The sequence below is a fragment of the Uliginosibacterium sp. sgz301328 genome (assembly GCF_041807905.1).
In the GTDB taxonomy this organism is placed as follows: Bacteria; Pseudomonadota; Gammaproteobacteria; order Burkholderiales; family Rhodocyclaceae; genus JBGVSA01.
Window position 1 is genome coordinate 22,534 of sequence record NZ_JBGVSA010000010.1, and the last position, 18,053, is coordinate 40,586.

Sequence of the window (18,053 nt, forward strand, 5' to 3'; positions counted from 1 at the left end):
TTAACAATATGACAAACACGCAGAAAGTCGCGGTCATTACTGGCATCACCGGACAGGATGGCGCCTACCTTTCCGAACTCCTGCTCGGCAAGGGGTACGTTGTTTACGCCGCTTACCGTCGCACCAGTTCAGTAAACTTCTGGCGGATTGAAGAGTTGGGAGTGCAGAAGCATCCCAACTTTCATCTCATCGAGTATGACCTGACCGATCTGTCGTCGACCATACGATTGCTTCAGAAGACTGAGGCAATGGAGGTCTATAACCTGGCGGCTCAGAGTTTTGTCGGGGTGTCCTTCGAGCAGCCGGTGACGACGGCCGAGATTACCGGCATCGGAGCGGTGAATCTTCTCGAAGCCATCCGCATCGTCAATCCGAAGATCCGCTTCTACCAGGCGTCGACCTCGGAGATGTTCGGCAAGGTTCAGGCCGTTCCGCAGACGGAGACGACACCCTTCTACCCGCGCAGCCCATACGGCGTAGCCAAGCTGTATGCCCATTGGATGACGGTGAACTACCGCGAGTCGTACGGCATTTTTGGCAGCAGCGGCATTCTGTTCAACCACGAATCTCCGCTGCGCGGACGCGAGTTCGTGACGCGCAAGATCACGGACTCGGTAGCCAAGATCAAGCAGGGCAAACTGGATGTGCTCGAGCTGGGCAACATGGATGCCAAGCGCGACTGGGGGTTTGCGAAGGAGTATGTCGAAGGTATGTGGCGCATGCTGCAGGCTGACGAGCCCGATACCTTTGTATTGGCAACCAATCGTACCGAGAGCGTGCGCGATTTCGTGACGATGGCGTTCAAGGCTGTAGACATCCATCTCGAATGGCGTGGGAAAGCCGAGGACGAGACCGGCGTGTGCGTGAGCAGCGGCAAGACGTTGGTCAAAGTCAACCCGCGCTTCTATCGCCCGGCGGAAGTCGACTTGTTGATCGGCGATCCGAGCAAGGCAAAGAGCGTGCTTGGCTGGCAGCCAAAGACAACGCTGGAGCAACTGTGCCAGATGATGGTTACGGCGGACATGCGTCGCAACGAAATCGGGTTCTCGTTCTGACATGACGACGCCTCGCAGAGCTCTAATCACGGGGCTTCACGGGTTCACCGGGCGCTACGTTGCGGCCGAGTTGGTCTCTGCCGGCTATGAAATCCACGGCATCGGCACTGCGGTGCCAGGAACGACCGATACCAACTATCGTGAAGTGGATCTGCTCGATGCACGACAGGTCATCGATGCGGTGACGGATATCCGTCCGAACGTCATCGTGCATCTGGCAGCCATCGCGTTCGTGGCGCACGGCGACGCCGAAGCGTTCTATCGCGTGAACGTGGTAGGCACGCGCAATCTGCTCGATGCGCTTGCGCGTTTGCCCGAGCGCCCGGACAGTGTGCTGCTCGCCAGCAGCGCCAACATCTATGGCAACGCGACCGAAGGTGTGCTGAGCGAGACGGCGCCGCCCGATCCTGCGAACGATTACGCCGTCAGCAAGCTGGCCATGGAATACATGGCAAGACTGTGGAACGCCCGCTTGCCAATCACGATCGTGCGGCCTTTCAACTATACGGGCGTCGGGCAGAGCGAGAGCTTCCTGCTGCCCAAGATCGTCGCGCATTTCAAACGTGGCGAATCAGTGATCGAACTTGGCAACCTCGATGTCTCGCGCGATTTTGGTGACGTCCGGGCCGTGGCTGAAGCTTATCGTCGCCTCGTCGAAGCGCGCGCCGCCGGGGTGACGGTCAATGTGTGCTCGGGCACGGTCCATTCCTTACGCGAAGTGGTGGCGATGGCCGAGCAGATCACCGGTCGGTCTATTGAGATCAAGGTCAATCCCGCATTCGTCCGTGCGAATGAAGTCCGCACCTTGCAGGGCAATCCTGACCTGTTGCGTTCGATTATCGGTGACTGGGGGAATCCGCCCTTGCGCGATACTCTGGCGTGGATGCTTAAAGAAGAATGAAAGTCATTTTTGGCGCCGACGCCATTCGCCCGCCACTGACGGGAGTTGGGCGCTACGCATGGGAGCTTGCCAAGCGATTGCCCGGTATCTCCGGCGTCGACGAAATACGTTACCTACAAGACTATCGTGTCGGGTCTGCGTTGCCGGAGTTGCCCGGCGGCAACGGGATGGAGCCGATGCGCAGGATGCGTCGCGCGCTGTTGCGCAGTGAGGTGGTCGTAGAAACCTACCGGATCGTTTCGGCTTTCAGACAGTCGCGCGCATTGAAGTCATTCGATGGCTACGTTTATCACGGGCCGAACTTCTACCTGCCGCGCTGTCATCTGCCATGCATTTCGACCTTCCACGATCTGTCGATTTACAAATGGAGCGCTTGCCACCCGACTGAGCGGGTCCGCTATATGCAGAAAGAGTTGCCACTCGTTCTCAAGCGCGCCTCGCAATTGATTGCCGTTTCAGAGTTCACGCGCAGAGAGGTCATTGAGTTTTTTGGCTGGCCATCCGATCGCATCCGCACGGTGCCGCTGGCAGCCTCGAGCGAGTTCCGCCCCCGGACCTCTGTCGAGACTCAGTCCATTCTTGGTCAGTATGCGCTGGCGCACGGCGCGTACGCTTTCTACGCTGGCAGTATCGAGCCGCGCAAGAACGTCGACGTTCTCCTGTCGGCATACGAGAAGTTGCCCGAGGCAATCCGGCTTCGCTGGCCTTTGGTGCTGGCTGGCTACGCGGGGTGGGGCAGTGCGACAACCCATGCCCGCATCGACGCGGGCGCGCGGGCCGGTTGGGTCAAGTACCTGGGTTTTGTTCCAGATGGGCATCTTCCCACTCTGTTCTCAGGTTCGCGTTTATTCTGCTTTCCATCCCTCTACGAGGGGTTTGGCTTGCCTGTGCTGGAAGCCATGGCGTCTGGCGTACCGGTGGTCTGCTCCAACGCTGCCTCTTTGCCTGAGGTGGCCGGAGACGCGTGCGGACAAGTCGACCCCGCCGACGTTGACGGGCTATGCACCCAACTGAGCCAGGCGCTCGACGATGAATCGTGGCGATCGCTGGCGATTGCCCGGGGCTTGGAACGGGCGGCGCTTTTTTCGTGGGACCGTACTGCGACTGCGACGGTCGAGGTCTATCGAGCGGCCGGCAGTTTGTGATGAGGAGACATCTGTCTGTAAGGGTTTGGCTGACTTTCCGCAATTCCCGTAGGCGTCATCATGTCGAATGTGCACCTGCACATAGGAATCATGGGTCGGAACCGGCCCGGCCGAGGGTGAATCTCCCTCTATTTACTGGGATTACGCCGTGAAAGTTCTTCACGTCTATCGCACGTACTACCCTGAAACCCAAGGTGGATTGCAGGAGGCCATCCGGCAGATCTGCCGTGGCCTGACGACCTGCGGGGTGCAGAGTTCAGTATTCACGCTGGCCAAGAATTGCGAGCCGGCGAGGACGATGGTGGACGACTCTCCCGTGTGGCGCGCACGCAGCGCGGTTGAGATCGCGTCGTGCGACATGGGGTCGCCCGTAGCGATGATGGCATTCCGGAAGGCTGCGCGTGAGGCCGACGTCCTCAACTTCCACTATCCTTGGCCCTTCGGCGATCTGCTGGCTACCCTGGCGAACCCGGGAAAGCCCTACGTCATCACCTATCACTCGGACATCGTGCGCCAGCGCGTGGTCGAACCCATGTACTCGCCGCTGCGGGCATTGTTCTTCCGAGGAGCCAGCGCGATCGTGGCTACGTCGCCGACCTATGCGATGACGAGCACTTTTCTCGCGCGGCATCGCGAGAAAATCGAAATCATTCCGCTATGCCTCGACGAGCAATCCCTGGCTGATCCCGTTTCCGGCGCAGTTGCGCGCTATGTTGCGCAACCGGACAGACCGTATTTCGTCTTCGTCGGTGTTCTGCGTTACTACAAGGGACTGCATTTCCTGATCGAAGCCGCTCGCCAGACTGGATTGCAGGTGGTCATCGCCGGTGATGGTCCCGAGCGCGATCGCCTTGCTGCGCAGGCCGAAGGCTTGGGCAACGTGCGCTTCACGGGCTATATCGACGACGGCGACAAGGCGGCGCTGCTGCGCTCGGCGCGTGCGGTGGTATTTCCTTCACATCTGCGCGCAGAGGCTTTTGGAGTGACCTTGCTCGAAGGCGGCTTATGCGCCCGTCCGCTTATCTCGACCGAGATCGGAACCGGGACGTCTTATGTGAATCTGCATGGCGTGACCGGCCTCGTCGTGCCTCCGGCCGATCCGGCTGCGCTGGCCAACGCCATGACGCAACTGGCGAACGACGCAGAACTGGCGCGTCGCATGGGCATTGCAGCCCAGGAGCGCTGCCGCGATCTGTTCGGCATCCGGGAAGCAGGGGCACGATATGCTCGACTGTATGCCCGTACGCTGGGCGCTCGCCTGCCGGCCCGCCAGACCGGCGGTGCGCTCGAAGGGCGTACGCGGTCGATCAATCCGACAGTCGATTCCTCCATCAAGTAGCAGAGCGCGAAGACGGCTGGTAGTGCCAAATGGGCACCGGCCCAGTCGGTTTGCCGACATCAAACGCCACCAGACCCTAAATGCCGACCGGCTTGCCGCTGGCCGGCCAGCATATTCATCAAGTGATCGCAAACGCCCTTGGCTGATAGGGCAAACTGTGCCGCATGCCGGGCATGCGGATACAATGTGCGGCTGTCTTCCGATTCTCGCGCCACCGGGTCATTCATGACACCCGGGGCGTTGGCCCGATATGCCGCCCGCTACGGAGTCTGCTCTACTCGCCGTCACCATCGTCCTGTTCCGGCCACACGCTGGGCATTTGAGAACGACCCTGATGTCCTTGCGACAGGCCATTGCACGCCTGCCGGGACGCGTCCAGTTGATTCTCGTAGACAACGGTGGCGGTGCTGCCGTGGTGTCGCGCGAAGAATTGGAGCAAGACTTCCCGGGCGTCACATGGATCGGTGGGCAGGGCAATGTCGGCTTCGGCGCGGGGCACAATCTTGGTTTGCGCAGCATTCAGGCGCCCTATGTGCTGGTGCTCAATCCCGATGTTCTCCTGGACGAGGAATCCCTCGCCCGCGCGCTGGCCTTCATGGAAACAAACCCCCGCTGCGCCTTGCTCAGCCCAGCCGTGCTGGAGGTTGACGGCTCGCGCCAGTACCTCTGCAAGCGCTTTCCGTCGGTGTTCGACCTCTTCCTGCGAGGGATCGCGCCGGAATGGCTCCGCAGCTTCTTTGCGCGGCGGATGGCACACTACGAGATGCGTGATCTCGTTGGCGACACGGTCCTGTGGGATCCGCCCATCGTCAGCGGATGCTTCATGCTCTTCCGCAAGGAGGCATTCGATCGCGTAGGTGGGTTCGACGAAAGCTTCTTCCTGTATTTCGAAGATTTCGATATCAGCCTGCGAACGGCCAGGATCGATCGCCTGGCCTATGTGCCGGACGTCCGCATCATGCACCACGGCGGCGATGCGGCAAGCAAGGGCTGGCGTCACATCAGGCTGTTCGTCAGCTCCGCGCTGCGCTTTTTCCGTATCCACGGATGGAAGTGGGTGTGAGCATTCTCATCACTGGCGCAGATGGTTTCATCGGCACGCACCTTGCCGGCCGTCTGGCCGATCGACAGCCGCGCCTGCTGGTACGACGAAATGCCGACGGGGTTCGCCGCGTGACGGGCGATGTCACCGACAACGCGTCGCTGGCGCGCGCCTGCGAAGGCATCCATACGGTTTTCCACTGTGCGGGCCATGCGCACGCCTTCAAATCGCGCGGCGAGGCTGAGGCGCGACGGCAGTGGGCGGTCAATTTCGAAGGCACACGCAATCTCATCGAAGCCGCTGGCACTGCAGGTGTGTCGCGCTTTGTTCATCTTTCCAGCGTCAAGGCAATGGCCGAACCGGGCGAGGCCTGTGTCGATGAAACCTGGCCCGGGGAACCCGACAGCGATTACGGGCGGGCCAAGCGAGCCGCCGAAACATGCGTGACCGAACGCTCCGAACATTTCGGCATGCAATCAGTGAATCTGCGCTTGGCGATGGTGTATGGCCCGGGCGGACGGGGCAATCTTGAACGCATGATTGCGCTGGTCGGCCGAGGCGTGTTTCCGCTTCTGCCAGAAACCGGCAATCGTCGTTCGCTCGTCTACGTTGGCGATCTGGTCGACGCCATCCTGCTGGCCGGCGAACACGCACAGGCGCGTGGGACCTACATCGTTGCCGATCCGCGCGCCTATTCCGGCCGCCAGATTCTTGATGCGGTTCGCGTGGCGGCGGGGAGACCCGCGCGCACGTGGCAAGTGCCGCGCTACGCCATGGAGGCCGCCGCTGCAGCGGGTGACATCCTCTCGCGCTTGACGGGTCGCCCGATGCCGCTGACCCGCGAGTCGCTCGGCAAGCTGCTCGGCTCGGCATGCTATGACTCCGGACGAATCCAGCGTGAGCTGGGATGGCAACCGCGCACTTCCCTCGCCGAGGGGCTGGCTGCATGCGTGGCCAGCAACGACAGGAACAAATGATGATTCTTGCATGGTCTGTCGCGGCCCTTTTCTTGAGCGCACTGGTCGTTGGCGTGCTCTTGCGAACAGGTCTGGCGTGGCGCATCGCCACCGACCATCCGAATGCACGGTCAATGCATACGCGCGTGACGCCGCGCGTCGGCGGCCTGGGCGTCATGGCGGCGGTGCTGCTGGCGGTTGCGCTGGCGCCGGCCGACCTTACGACGCGTGTGCTGGGCGCCCTGGCCCTCGGGCTGTGCGTCATGTCGCTGATCGATGATCGGCACGGTCTGCCCGTGCGCCTGCGCTTTGGTGCTCACTGCCTGACGGCGGCATTGGCCGTGTGGGGGACGGGGATGTACCACATGGGGTGGGCGTGGGCGTTTGCCGCAGGGTTGGTCTGCGTATGGATGACGAACCTCTACAATTTCATGGACGGGTCGGACGGCATGGCGGGTGGCATGGCCCTGATCGGATTTGGCGCGCTGGCCGTTGCGGCACCGTCCGCTGGAATCGGCACGATGGCCGCCATGACAGCCTGCGGTGCGCTGGGCTTTCTGTATTTCAACTGGCATCCGGCACGGATATTCATGGGTGATTGCGGTTCCGTCCCGCTGGGTTTCCTCGCGGCGGCATTGGGAATGCATGGCGTGGCAGGCGGGGCCTGGCCCTGGTGGTTTGCGCCATGGGTTTTCTCACCCTTCATCATGGATGCGACCGCTACATTGGTTCGCCGGGGATTGCGCGGTGAGCGCGTGTGGCAGGCGCATCGCGAGCACTACTACCAGCGGGCGATCCGCATGGGCGCGGGCCACGCGCGCGTGGCCGCGGGGTGGTATGCGGCCATGCTGGTGGCGGCCGCTACGGCGCTGCATGCGCTCAGCCATGGGAGCGCCCAATTGGCATTCGCGTTGGCGGGCATCGTCACGGCGATCTTCGTGATCGTTGCGCTGGCAATCGACATCCGCTGGCGCCGTCATCAGTCAAAGCAGGACACGACACATGCGTAACATCGATGCACGCCTGCGCTCGCTCATCGTCGCCTTGTTCGATGTGCTGGCGGTCGCCGTATGCTGGCTCGCGGCCTATGTGCTGCGGTTCAACTTCACGGTGCCGGAGGACTTCCTCGCATCGGGCCTGGTGGCACTGCTCTGGGTGCTGCCGATCCATGCCGTACTGTTCCGCGTGTTGGGGCTCTATCGGGGCATCTGGCTATTCGCCAGCCTTCCCGACCTCATGCGCATCCTCAAGGCGATCGGTCTCTCGGCGGTGCTGGTCGTCGTGGGCGCCATGATGGCGGGCCTGAATCCGCCCGTGCCACGCTCGGTGTTCGTGATCGCCCCCATCTTGCTATTGCTTGCGATGGGCGGCAGCCGCGCGGCATACCGTGTGTGGCGAGAGCGTCAGCGCTACGGCGCGTTGATGGCGGCGGGCAAGCCTGTGTTGCTCATCGGCGCCGGCAGCGCAGGCATGAATGTGGCGCGCGAATTGCGGCGCAGCGCGGAGTGGCGACTCGTTGCCGTGCTGGACGACAATCCGAACAAGCATGGCCGCGAGCTGCTCGGCTACAAGGTGGTCGGCGGGATCGACGAACTGGAGCACTGGGCGGGTGTCTTCAAGGCCCGGCATGCGATCGTCGCGATGCCGTCGGCGACGCCAGCGCAACAGAAGCGGGCGTTGGTCGCATGCATGGAGGCTCATGTCAAAGCGCAGGTCGTACGGCGCATCGGCGACATGATGAGCAAGGATGCGGGCGCGGTGGCGCTGCGCGAGGTGGAACTCGAAGATCTGCTCGGCCGCGACCCGGTACGCATCGATTCGGCGCCGATCGGCGAGATGTTGCAGGGGCGCTGCGTCCTCGTGACCGGAGCAGGCGGGTCGATCGGCTCCGAACTGTGTCGGCAGATCGCGCGCTATGCGCCCGATCGCATCGTTGCCTACGAGGCCAACGAGTACGCGCTGTATCGTCTTGTCGAAGACTGCAACGAGCAATTCCCCGATGTGAAAGTGATCGCGGTGACGGGTGATGTGCGCCACGAAACATGGCTGGACGCCGTGTTCGCGCAGCACAAGCCCGACATCGTCTTCCATGCGGCCGCCTACAAGCACGTGCCGATGATGGAAGAAGACAACGCCTGGCAGGCGCTGCGCAACAACGTGCTGGGCACGTGGCGAGTGGGGCGCGCGGCGGTGCGCCACGGCGTGCCGCGCTTTGTCATGGTGTCGACAGACAAGGCCGTGAACCCGACCAACGTCATGGGGGCGAGCAAACGGCTCGCCGAGATGCTATGCCAGCACTTGCAGCGAGGCGCGAGCGGTACTCGCTTCGAGTGCGTGCGCTTCGGCAATGTGCTGGGCAGCGCCGGCAGCGTGGTACCCAAGTTCCAGGCACAGATCGCACGTGGCGGCCCCGTGACAGTGACGCACCCGGAGATCACGCGTTACTTCATGTCGATTCCGGAAGCCTGTCAGTTGGTGCTGCAGGCTGCAACGATGGGCGAAGGTGGCGAGATCTTCGTACTCGACATGGGCGAGCCGGTGAAGATCGTTGATCTTGCGCGCGTACTGATTGCACTGTCCGGTGCGACCGAAGAACAGATTCCGATCGCGTTCTCCGGGTTGCGACCTGGCGAAAAGCTCTATGAAGAATTGCTGGCCGACGACGAGCATACCCGGCCCACGCACCATCCAAAGCTGCGCATTGCCAAGGCGCGCGAGGCGGATGCCGGCCGCGTCGCCGAGATCATCGATTGGCTGGAGCGCGACGTTGTACGCACGCAGTACGAGGTCAAGCGCGAACTGCGCCGCTGGGTGCCCGAATACCAACCGCCGGCGGCTCAACTGATCGACCTCGCCGCGCAGGGCCGTCGCAAGGCATGAGGCGCAGCGCGCATTGGAGTCGCTTCGTCGCCATTCGGCGTGGCTCGTGACGTTTCATTGTGTTCTAGGTTCTAAGGAGTCACGGGGATGGCGACCTGGGTTGTCGGTGATCTGCAAGGCTGTCTCGATCCGCTCGAACAATTGCTCGAGCAAGTGCGCTTCGATCCATCGTGCGACGCGCTGTGGCTGGTTGGCGATCTCGTCAATCGTGGCCCGCAGTCGGTGGAGACGCTGCGCTTCGTGCGCGATCTGGGCGATGCCGCTGTCGTGGTCCTCGGCAATCACGATCTGGCGTTGCTCGCCGCCGCTGCCAACCTGCCGGCGCGCCCCGGCTCCGCCGAGACGGCGCATGCCGTTTTCGACGCCTCCGATGCCGTCGAACTGCTCGACTGGCTGCGTACGCGCCGCATGCTGTACGCCGACAAGGGCTACGTGATGGTCCATGCGGGGCTCCTGCCGCAATGGTCCGTGGAGCGGGCGCAGCAGCTCGCCGGCGAGGTCGAAGCCATGTTGCGTGGCGCGCAGTGGGTGGAGTTCCTGAACAACATGTTCGGCAACGCGCCGGAGGCCTGGTCCGATTCACTCATTGGGTGGGACCGGCTGCGCGTGATCGTCAACGCCATGACGCGTATGCGCTTCGTTCGGCCGGATGGCAGCATGAACATGAAGCAGAAGGGGGCGCCGGAAAACGCACCGGATGGCCTCAAAGCGTGGTTTGACGTGCAGGAGCCAGCCTGGCGCACCCACACCGTGCTGTGCGGCCATTGGTCGGCATTGGGGTATCGTCAGACCGACCGTGTCATTGCGCTGGACTCGGGATGCGTGTGGGGCGGTTGCCTCACCGCGTTGCGCCTGGAGGACCGTGCAGTCGCGCAGTTGCGCTGCCCCTCGTATCAGCAGCCCGGCGCCGACTGAAGCGCGACGTTCTCTTCCGCGTCCAGAGGGGAATACTCATCCGCGGGCCCTTCGCTTTCCCCAACGACATCCGCCGTGTCTGAAGCCACGCCCAGCGCGACGGCCAGCATCCGGTGGCTTTGTACGGCCAACTCACGGCGGTCCAGGTTGGCGGGCAGCAACGGAAGACCTTCTACGGTGGCGAAAAGATCGTCGGCCTGCGCGATCGCGCGCATGCATTCACCAAACGTGATGTCGCCGTCATACGCGGGTGCCGGATGGCGAGCGCCATCGGCATTCACGTAGCGCAGCGCCAAGGGCGCCACGGCGGCGCTTTCGGCTGCGGTCTGGAAGAGGGCTGCGCGGAAGGGCAGCAACTGACTGCCGTCGGTGGTGGTGCCTTCGGGGAAGAACACGATGCGCTCGCCCGCCTGCAGGCGTTGTGAGATCACTTCGCCCGTGCGTACCGCCGCCGCACGGCTGCCGCGCTCAATGAAGACCGTGCCGGTGTGTTCCACCAGCCAGCCGATGATCGGCCATCCCCGCACGTCGTCCTTGCAGACGAAAGTTGTCGGCGTCAGCGCGTTGATGACGAAGATGTCGATCCACGAAATGTGATTGCTCACGACCAGCGAGCCCGGCGGCAGGTCGATGGATTCCTGGCGTAGCCTGATGCCAAGGATGTCCACCAGTTTGCGCGCCCAACGCTGTTTGACGGCGCGGCGGCGCTCAGGGCTCAGAAACGGGAAGACGAACTGCACCGTCCCCAGCCCGCGGGCGAGGTGGCAACCCACGCGCAGCATGCGCCAGTTGGCACGCAGCCGTCTCTGGAATGAGAGTTGTGACACGTTGTTGTAGTGGCTACTGACGATACGGCCCGGCGGCCAGCGAAGACGCAGTATAAACCGCGTCTGCCAGCCGCCGGTCGGCCTCAGCCCTGGCGATCCACGAAGTGGCGGGCGTAGCGCGAATCGACCTGCGTCATCGACAGCAGGAGGAGCAGGTCGGCCGTGTTGAAATCGGGGTCCCAGGCGGGAGCACCGCAGACCATCGCGCCCGCGCGCATGTAGCCCTTGAGCAGCGGCGGAATCTCTACCGGGGATTGCGTGGCCAGTCGCTCCACCGGCAGCGCATGGCGCGGGAAGACACGGTATTCCGGCGAACTGAGGTGCTTTTCAAGCGCGCGATAGACGTTGGCGGCGTTATGACCGCCATCGGCCATGCCGATGCTGGCGCAACCCATCAGATGATCGTAGCCGCCCTGAGTCATGAAGCGAGCCAGACCCGACCACAGCAGTGTGATGACGGCGCCGCTGCGGTAGTCCGCGTCGATGCACGAGCGACCGACCTCGACGAGACCGCTGCGCAGGTGCTGAAGGCGCGTCAGATCGAATTCCGTATCCGAATAGTAGCCACCGATGCGACGTGCATTTTCGGGCGTCAGAATGCGATAGGTGCCGACGATGCGGCCGCATTCCTCATCGCGCACGATCAGGTGTTCACAGTAAGCGTCGAAGTGGTCGCGATCCACGCCAGGCGTGGTGCTGGGCAGACGCGCGCCCATTTCTTCGGCAAAAACACGATAGCGGAGCTTTTGTGCTTCAAGGATCTCGGAAGCGGTGCCGGCAAGGCCAACAAAGAAGTTGCGGGATTTCTGGGCGACTGATTGCGGCGCTGTACTCAGCATGCGTGATCCTTTCAGATAATGGCCAACTTTAGGAGGCCAGAATTGCGTAACGGTTACGCGCGCGTTACGCAACCATGACGATGATCCCAGAGCGTCATGGTTGCGCAGGTGGCATTGGATCAAACCCCGGGCGTGCGCTCAGCGCGTCACCCGCGTCTTGCCACCGCTCTGAACCACACGTACCCGATCCCCGGCTACGAAAGTGTCCTGCCCCATCTCTTGCACGACGATGATGTTCTCGCCGTTGTTCAGCTTGACCGTGATCTGCAGTGCATTCTCACGTGTGAGCCCTTCTTCGGCTGCGGCGCCGGCAAGGCCGCCCGCCACTGCCCCCAGTACCGCACCGACAATCTGCCCCTTGCCTTGGCCGATAGTGCTGCCGGCTACGCCGCCGACCACTGCGCCGGCACCGGTGCCGATGGCTGTCTTGGTGCCTTCCAGCTTGACTTGTCGTACGTCGCTGACGACCCCTTCGCGAAAGGTCATGGTGCGTTGCGCTTCATCGCGCGAATAAACGTCGCCGGCCTTGCTGGAGGCGCAGGCACTCAGCGCCAAGGACAGGGCGCAAAGTGCGGCGACGGTGACGTGTTGCATCTTCATTGAATACTGACTCCTTACCAAAGCTTGTCTCCGTACGCGTCGCTGAAGCGACGGGCGATCTCTTCTCTGTCGGGCGCGTGACTCTGTGCGCCCTGATGCCCGATCTTGATGGCACCCATGACGGATGCCAGACGGGCGGATTTGACCAAATCCCATTCACGCGACAGCCCGAACAGCAGGCCGGCGCGATAGGCATCGCCGCAGCCGGTCGGGTCGACGACATAGTCGGGCCGGGCGGCGGGGATTTCCACGCTTTCACCATGCCGAAACAGGCGCGAGCCGTCAGCGCCGTACGTCACGATCAGACCGTCGAGGCGATTTGCCAGTTCATCCAGCGACAGGCCGGTTTTGTTACAGATTAATGTAGCCTCATAGTCATTGGCTGTGCACAGGGTGGCGATGTCGATGCAGGCGAGCAAGTCCTCGCCGGACAGAATCGGCAGCGCTTGGCCGGGATCAAAGACGAACGGGATGCCCGCCGCGTGCAGGTCTCGCGCGTGTTGCAGCATGCCTTCGCGCCCGTCCGGCGACACAATGCCCCAACTGACATCGGACTCCGCGTCGGCCGCGCGGTTGGTGTGCGACTGGCTCATCGCGCCCGGGTGGAACGCCGCGATCTGGTTGCCGTCCAGATCGGTCGTGATGAACGCCTGTGCCGTGAAGGTGCCCGGTACGATGCGAACGAAGCGGCGATCGATGCCGAAATCATCCAGCCGGCTCAAGTATGGGCCGGCGTCTTCACCCACCGTGGCCAGAATGCGCGCCTGTCCGCCAAGAAGAGCCAGGGAATACGCGATGTTGCCTGCACAGCCGCCGAATTCGCGCCGCATCTCCGGGACGGGGAACGATACGTTCAGGATGCGGATCTGCTCCGGCAGGATGTGCTGCTTGAATTGGCCCTGGAACACCATGATGGTGTCAAAGGCGACAGAGCCGCATACGAGAATGGTCATGGAGGCGGAGCGTCCGGGTAATCAAAACCCGCATTTTACGCCGATGGGGCGTTCCGCCGGGAACTGGGCTAGTCGGGCTGGGCGAGGAGACTGGAGCGCGTCTGCTGGCGGATTTCGTGGCTGCTGACCGTTTCGTCGAGAAGGCGCACCAATTGGGCGGCTACGGTCAGCCAATCCAGATGGCGCACACTGTCCTGCGCGGCGGCCCGCATGGCGCCAAGCAATGCCCGATCCTGGACCAACAGTTCGCAGGCGGAGATGAAAGCGGCTTCGTCGCCGAACGGCACCACCAGGCCGTTGGAGCCCGTCGTGATCAGCTCCGACGCGGCCGCGTAGTCGAAGGACACGACCGGTAATCCGCTCGCCAGCGCTTCGGCAATGACATTGCCGAACGTCTCGGTGAGGCTCGGAAAGATGAAGCAATCCGCGCTGGCGTAATGGGCCGCGAGATCTTCGCCGCGCTGCATGCCGGCAAATACGTGCTCTGGATAACGCGCCTGAAGCCCCGCCCGGGCGGGGCCGTCGCCAACCAGCACGAGGCGCGAGTTGCGATGCCGCGCCCGCACAGACTCGAATGCACGGATCGCCAGATCGAGATTCTTTTCCGGGGCGAGCCGACTGACGATTGCACATACGAGTGTTTCGGGCGTGGCGCCCCACGACTGCCGCAGTGCATCGGATCGCCGCGCCGGGCAAAAGAGCCCGGTGTCGACGCCCCGCGCCACCACGTCGACGTGGTGGAAGCCTGCTGCCAGCAATTCATCTCGCAACGCCGGTGTTGGCACCAGCGTGAGGTCGCCCTTGTTGTGAAAGCGACGCAGATAGGCCGCCACCGATTGTTTGAGCCAGCCGATGCCGTAATAACGGCTGTAAGCGTGGAAGTTCGTGTGGAACTCCGTGATGACCGGCAATTTCAGGCGGCGCGCAGCCGCCACGGCCGACCAGCCGAGCGGCCCTTCCGTTACCACCTGGACGATATCCGGACGCCGCAGGGACCATGCGCGCACCAACGCGTTGCGCGCGGGCAGCCCCATCTTCAGATGGTTGTAGCGCGGAATGGGAATGCCGCGCGCCAGCATCTCGTTGAAATCCTCACCCTGCGCGGGCGAATCGTCCGACCCCTGGCGAGGGCGAACGAGCTGCACGGCATGGCCAAGCTCCTGCAGACCGGCGATGAGCCGGCCGGTCGTCATGGCGACACCATTGACTTCGGGAGGGTAAGTCTCGGTAACCACCGCAATCCGCATTTGGCGATGACGGCTGGCGAGATCCAGCACGGAGATACGCGTAGCGTCCATGGCGGCACTATCATGCCGGCGCGCGACGCTGCGATGACGTTTTCATGACAGGAAAATGAAACCCCATACGACCGCCAGATTCAGCAGTGTCAGCAACACCGATGCACTGCCGATGTCTTTGGCCCGCTTGGCCAGGCGATGATGTTCGAGCGAGATGCGATCGACGGTCGCTTCCACGGCCGAATTGACCAGCTCCACGATCAACACCAGCAGGACACTGGCGATAAGCGCCGCTTTCTCTGCGCCACTACGTGCGCTGAATAGCGCGATCGGAACCAGCACGATCGCCAGCAGCACTTCCTGGCGGAAAGCGTCCTCGTGCTTGAAGGCGGCCCTCAGGCCGTCGAGCGAGTAGTGAAAGGCGTTCCAGATACGAACGACGCCGGTCTTGCCCTTGAATGGACTTTCCATGGAAACTCGGCCGCTGTGACAGACAGTGCCAAGTATTTCGGGGGCATATTACGTCGCGGTGACGAACATGTTTCTGGCGCGTATGCGCCACCGCCAAGAAAAAAGCCACCGGCATGGCTGCCAGCGGCTTCTCGGTGAATCGCGCGACGGCTTAGTTCTGCAATGCCTTCAGTGCCGCGTCGTAGTCCGGCTCATTGGCGATTTCCGGCACCAGTTGCGAGTGCAGCACCTTGTTGTTTTCGTCCAGCACGACCACTGCGCGGGCGGTCAGGCCGGCAAGCGGGCCGCTCGTAATGTCGACGCCATAGTTCTTCTTGAAGCTGGCGTCACGCAGCGTGGACAGCGATTGCACGTTCTGGATGCCTTCCACTTCGCAGAAGCGCTTGGCTGCGAACGGCAGGTCGGCCGAAACGACCAGCACGACGGTATTGTCGAGGCTGGCTGCGCGTTCATTGAACTTGCGGGTAGACGTGGCGCAGGTCGGGGTGTCCAGGCTGGGGACGATGTTCAACACCTTGCGCTTGCCGGCGAACTCGCCCAGTCCGACGTTGGCAAGGCCGGTCGATACCAGCGCAAAATCGGCTGCCGTATCGCCGGGCTTGGGGAAGGTTCCAGCGACTTCGACGGGATTGCCCTTGAGGGTGACGGTGCTCATGTTGCTGCTCTCCTTCTGTTTTGGGGATATGCCGCCGCGTCGTCGCGGCGATCAAGGGTAGAACGCGTAAACACGGTAGCCGGCCGCCGGCAGATCGGTACTGATCGGCACGTTGGCGGTGACTTCGCCCTGGGCTTCGAAAGCGGGGCGGGCGGCTTGTTCCTTGGGTAGCCATTCACGAGGCGGGATGACGCGGCGCGACAACGCACGATCAAAGCGGTCGGTCAGCGTCAGTTCCAACTGTGGCCAGCTCTGTGGGTAATCGGCCCGGTTGCGCAGCGTGACGACCAGTCGATAGCGTCCTGCCGCGCCCTGTTCAGGAATCAGGTCGGTGCCTTCGACCGCGATCAGCTTGGCGTCGCGCGGAAAGGGCACGTCGCAACCCAGGTTGGCGCAGGCCTGTTCGAGGGGGGCTCGCAGCGCGGGGTAAGCGCGCGCCAGATCGGTGCGGAACACATAGGCGCCGACCGCCAATGCGACGACCAGCAGCACGACGAAGATCAATGCCCACAGCAAGCGCTGCTTGATCGACGGCTTGCGAGCTTCCTCGATCAAAGGTGGTGTGACTTCTTCGTTCAGGAAAATCGTGCCCGGGCCGCCTGCGACGGTAGCGGCGGCAGTGCTCGCCTCTTCTACTGCCTCTTCGGGTGCCTGGGCAGGCTCGGCGACGAAGGCCGAGGGCTCGGATGGCTCGACGCGCATTGGCTCGATGCCTTCTTCCGTGGCAGGCAGCTCGCTTTCGTGGTGATCGACGTCCAGGTCGAATTCGGGCTCCAGGCCGTGGACCACGATCGGTTCGGAATCCGCGGGCGGTTCTTCCGGTTGCACGGCATGAGGCGCGACGAAATCCGGCCGATCGTTCTCGGGTGTGGCGTCGAAATCGATGTCGAAGGCCGGCGTCGCCGGCGCGGGCTTGACCGGCGGCGGCGCGCTCATGTCGGCGGCCGAACGCGCCTTGAGTTCGGCTTCGAAGTCCGACGAAGTGCTCAGCCACTCGGCGGGCGGAGCCGGTTCGATGCGGCTGTCGTCTTCAAGATCAAGATTCAGGTCGAAGTCGACGGTCGATAGATCCAGCCCGACAGGCTCGGCCACGGGCTCTTCCGCTGGCGGATAGATGATTGCAGGGCCGCCCGTGGTGGAGGCCTCGCGCGGCGTTTCGGTAATGGTGGATGCCTGCGGCGTCGCGGAGGCGGCCGTCGGCACGCCATCGTCCATCTCCTCCAGCGAGGCCAGCGCCGAGAATGCCGTCTGGCACTTCCCGCAGCGCACCCGTCCGTTGCGCGCGGTGAGCTGTTCCGGGCGCACCCGGAACGTGGTGCCGCAGGACGGGCAGCGCGTGGTCAGCATGGCCGGTGCCCCTCCAATCGCACCCAACCTTCGCGTTCAGCGCCGACTTGCAGCGCAATGTACGGAGCGTAGGCATCGATCACCTGCTGCGCTTGCGCGGCGAGCACGCCCGACAGCGCAAGTTCGCCGCCATCGGCGACGTGGCTAGCGATGGCCGGCGCCAGAACGCACAGGGGATTGGTCAGGATGTTCGCCACCACGCGATCGAACTTGCCCTTGATGGCTTCGGCGCTGTGGTGGAAGACCGCCGCGGCGCCATTGCGTTCGGCATTGGCCTTGCTGGCCGCGACAGCGTGCGGATCGATGTCCACGCCCAATATATCGCCCGCGCCCAGCTTGGCCGCAGCAATGGCGAGGATGCCCGAGCCGCAGCCATAGTCGAGTACGCTCACGCCGGGCGCGACGTGTTCGGTCAGCCATTGCAGGCACAGATGCGTGGTCGGGTGCGAGCCGGTACCGAACGCCATGCCGGGGTCCATTTCGATGTTGATGGCGTCCGGCTGCGGCGCATCGTGCCATGAGGGCACGATCCACATGCGATCGGTGATGCGGATCGGGTCGAATTGCGACTGGGTGAGCTGCACCCAGTTCTGCTCGGCAACTTCATCGACAGTGAATTCGGGGACCGCGTCCAGCCCAGCGATGCCGGCCGCCTGTGCCAGCGCGACAGCGAGCTCGACATCGGCGTCGAACAGGGCGACCACGTTGCTGTGATCCCACAGTCGTTCGTTGACATGGCCAGGCTCGCCGAACTGGGGCTTTTCGCGATCGGTGCCCGCATCGGCATCTTCGATGCTGACCGACAGCGCGCCCGAATCCATCAGCGCTTCGGAGAGCGCTTCGGCTCGTTCCGCTTCAGCCTTCAGGGTGACGGAATACCACATGGCTAC

At 63.1% G+C, this 18,053-nt stretch carries 18 protein-coding genes; 9 read left to right on the top strand and 9 right to left on the bottom strand.

Annotated features, from left to right (window positions below; translation table 11 throughout):
• Positions 1-8: 8 nt before the first annotated feature.
• From gmd to ACDA63_RS09345, 9 genes are all read left to right on the top strand, one after another.
• Positions 9-1,055, top strand: a complete 1,047-nt coding sequence (gene gmd / locus ACDA63_RS09305) for a GDP-mannose 4,6-dehydratase (protein WP_373662953.1) — start codon at positions 9-11, stop codon at positions 1,053-1,055.
• Position 1,056: 1 nt separating this feature from the next.
• The gene (locus ACDA63_RS09310) at positions 1,057-1,956 is read left to right on the top strand and encodes a GDP-mannose 4,6-dehydratase (protein ID WP_373662954.1); all 900 of its coding nucleotides are present in this window, start codon (positions 1,057-1,059) and stop codon (positions 1,954-1,956) included.
• On the top strand, positions 1,953-3,101 hold the full coding sequence (locus ACDA63_RS09315; protein ID WP_373662955.1) for a glycosyltransferase family 4 protein: 1,149 nt from the start codon (positions 1,953-1,955) through the stop codon (positions 3,099-3,101). Before ACDA63_RS09310 ends, ACDA63_RS09315 begins: the two co-directional genes overlap by 4 nt.
• 148 nt (positions 3,102-3,249) lie before the next feature.
• Positions 3,250-4,440: a glycosyltransferase gene (locus ACDA63_RS09320; protein ID WP_373662956.1), complete on the top strand. Its 1,191-nt coding sequence runs from the start codon at positions 3,250-3,252 to the stop codon at positions 4,438-4,440.
• Positions 4,441-4,690: 250 nt separating this feature from the next.
• Positions 4,691-5,503, top strand: a complete 813-nt coding sequence (locus tag ACDA63_RS09325; RefSeq protein ID WP_373662957.1) for a glycosyltransferase family 2 protein — start codon at positions 4,691-4,693, stop codon at positions 5,501-5,503.
• Positions 5,500-6,459, top strand: a complete 960-nt coding sequence (locus ACDA63_RS09330; protein ID WP_373662958.1) for an NAD-dependent epimerase/dehydratase family protein — start codon at positions 5,500-5,502, stop codon at positions 6,457-6,459. Before ACDA63_RS09325 ends, ACDA63_RS09330 begins: the two co-directional genes overlap by 4 nt.
• Before the next feature lie 32 nt (positions 6,460-6,491).
• Positions 6,492-7,448, top strand: coding sequence for a glycosyltransferase family 4 protein (locus tag ACDA63_RS09335; RefSeq protein ID WP_373662959.1), 957 nt, complete (start codon positions 6,492-6,494; stop codon positions 7,446-7,448).
• Positions 7,441-9,318 (top strand): SDR family NAD(P)-dependent oxidoreductase, encoded by a 1,878-nt coding sequence (locus ACDA63_RS09340; protein ID WP_373662960.1) that lies wholly within the window; start codon positions 7,441-7,443, stop codon positions 9,316-9,318. Before ACDA63_RS09335 ends, ACDA63_RS09340 begins: the two co-directional genes overlap by 8 nt.
• An 87-nt stretch (positions 9,319-9,405) precedes the next feature.
• The gene (locus ACDA63_RS09345) at positions 9,406-10,233 is read left to right on the top strand and encodes a symmetrical bis(5'-nucleosyl)-tetraphosphatase (RefSeq protein WP_373662961.1); all 828 of its coding nucleotides are present in this window, start codon (positions 9,406-9,408) and stop codon (positions 10,231-10,233) included.
• Here ACDA63_RS09345 and ACDA63_RS09350 read toward each other — a convergent pair.
• The 9 genes from ACDA63_RS09350 to prmA form a co-directional block, all read right to left on the bottom strand.
• Positions 10,212-11,060 carry a lysophospholipid acyltransferase family protein gene (locus tag ACDA63_RS09350; RefSeq protein WP_373662962.1) on the bottom strand — a complete coding sequence of 283 codons (849 nt, stop codon included), beginning with the start codon at positions 11,058-11,060 and terminating at the stop codon, positions 10,212-10,214. The two genes, ACDA63_RS09345 and ACDA63_RS09350, sit on opposite strands and share 22 nt — an antisense overlap.
• Before the next feature lie 83 nt (positions 11,061-11,143).
• Positions 11,144-11,899 carry a GNAT family N-acetyltransferase gene (locus ACDA63_RS09355; RefSeq protein ID WP_373662963.1) on the bottom strand — a complete coding sequence of 252 codons (756 nt, stop codon included), beginning with the start codon at positions 11,897-11,899 and terminating at the stop codon, positions 11,144-11,146.
• Positions 11,900-12,037: 138 nt separating this feature from the next.
• Positions 12,038-12,499 carry a glycine zipper 2TM domain-containing protein gene (locus tag ACDA63_RS09360; protein ID WP_373662964.1) on the bottom strand — a complete coding sequence of 154 codons (462 nt, stop codon included), beginning with the start codon at positions 12,497-12,499 and terminating at the stop codon, positions 12,038-12,040.
• A gap of 14 nt (positions 12,500-12,513) precedes the next feature.
• The gene (locus ACDA63_RS09365; RefSeq protein ID WP_373662965.1) at positions 12,514-13,452 is read right to left on the bottom strand and encodes a carbohydrate kinase family protein; all 939 of its coding nucleotides are present in this window, start codon (positions 13,450-13,452) and stop codon (positions 12,514-12,516) included.
• Between the two features lie 68 nt (positions 13,453-13,520).
• A complete protein-coding gene (locus ACDA63_RS09370) occupies positions 13,521-14,750 on the bottom strand; it encodes a glycosyltransferase family 4 protein (protein ID WP_373662966.1) in 1,230 nt (409 codons plus the stop codon).
• A gap of 42 nt (positions 14,751-14,792) precedes the next feature.
• Entirely contained in the window at positions 14,793-15,161 is a 369-nt protein-coding gene (locus ACDA63_RS09375) for a diacylglycerol kinase (RefSeq protein WP_373662967.1), read from the bottom strand.
• 151 nt (positions 15,162-15,312) lie between these two features.
• Positions 15,313-15,816 carry a thiol peroxidase gene (tpx, locus tag ACDA63_RS09380; RefSeq protein ID WP_373662968.1) on the bottom strand — a complete coding sequence of 168 codons (504 nt, stop codon included), beginning with the start codon at positions 15,814-15,816 and terminating at the stop codon, positions 15,313-15,315.
• 51 nt (positions 15,817-15,867) lie between these two features.
• A complete protein-coding gene (locus tag ACDA63_RS09385) occupies positions 15,868-17,163 on the bottom strand; it encodes a DUF3426 domain-containing protein (RefSeq protein WP_373662969.1) in 1,296 nt (431 codons plus the stop codon).
• Positions 17,157-18,047 carry a 50S ribosomal protein L11 methyltransferase gene (gene prmA / locus ACDA63_RS09390; protein ID WP_373662970.1) on the bottom strand — a complete coding sequence of 297 codons (891 nt, stop codon included), beginning with the start codon at positions 18,045-18,047 and terminating at the stop codon, positions 17,157-17,159. Before prmA ends, ACDA63_RS09385 begins: the two co-directional genes overlap by 7 nt.
• Positions 18,048-18,053: the final 6 nt, after the last annotated feature.

Coding starts and splice junctions, on each gene's coding strand:
- gmd (WP_373662953.1), top strand. CDS start 9: ATGACAAACACGCAGAAAGTCGCGGTCATTACTGGCATCACCGGACAG.
- ACDA63_RS09310 (WP_373662954.1), top strand. CDS start 1,057: ATGACGACGCCTCGCAGAGCTCTAATCACGGGGCTTCACGGGTTCACC.
- ACDA63_RS09315 (WP_373662955.1), top strand. CDS start 1,953: ATGAAAGTCATTTTTGGCGCCGACGCCATTCGCCCGCCACTGACGGGA.
- ACDA63_RS09325 (WP_373662957.1), top strand. CDS start 4,691: ATGCCGCCCGCTACGGAGTCTGCTCTACTCGCCGTCACCATCGTCCTG.
- ACDA63_RS09340 (WP_373662960.1), top strand. CDS start 7,441: ATGCGTAACATCGATGCACGCCTGCGCTCGCTCATCGTCGCCTTGTTC.
- ACDA63_RS09345 (WP_373662961.1), top strand. CDS start 9,406: ATGGCGACCTGGGTTGTCGGTGATCTGCAAGGCTGTCTCGATCCGCTC.
- ACDA63_RS09355 (WP_373662963.1), bottom strand. CDS start 11,899: ATGCTGAGTACAGCGCCGCAATCAGTCGCCCAGAAATCCCGCAACTTC.
- ACDA63_RS09360 (WP_373662964.1), bottom strand. CDS start 12,499: ATGAAGATGCAACACGTCACCGTCGCCGCACTTTGCGCCCTGTCCTTG.
- ACDA63_RS09365 (WP_373662965.1), bottom strand. CDS start 13,452: ATGACCATTCTCGTATGCGGCTCTGTCGCCTTTGACACCATCATGGTG.
- ACDA63_RS09370 (WP_373662966.1), bottom strand. CDS start 14,750: ATGGACGCTACGCGTATCTCCGTGCTGGATCTCGCCAGCCGTCATCGC.
- ACDA63_RS09375 (WP_373662967.1), bottom strand. CDS start 15,161: ATGGAAAGTCCATTCAAGGGCAAGACCGGCGTCGTTCGTATCTGGAAC.
- tpx (WP_373662968.1), bottom strand. CDS start 15,816: ATGAGCACCGTCACCCTCAAGGGCAATCCCGTCGAAGTCGCTGGAACC.
- ACDA63_RS09385 (WP_373662969.1), bottom strand. CDS start 17,163: ATGCTGACCACGCGCTGCCCGTCCTGCGGCACCACGTTCCGGGTGCGC.
- prmA (WP_373662970.1), bottom strand. CDS start 18,047: ATGTGGTATTCCGTCACCCTGAAGGCTGAAGCGGAACGAGCCGAAGCG.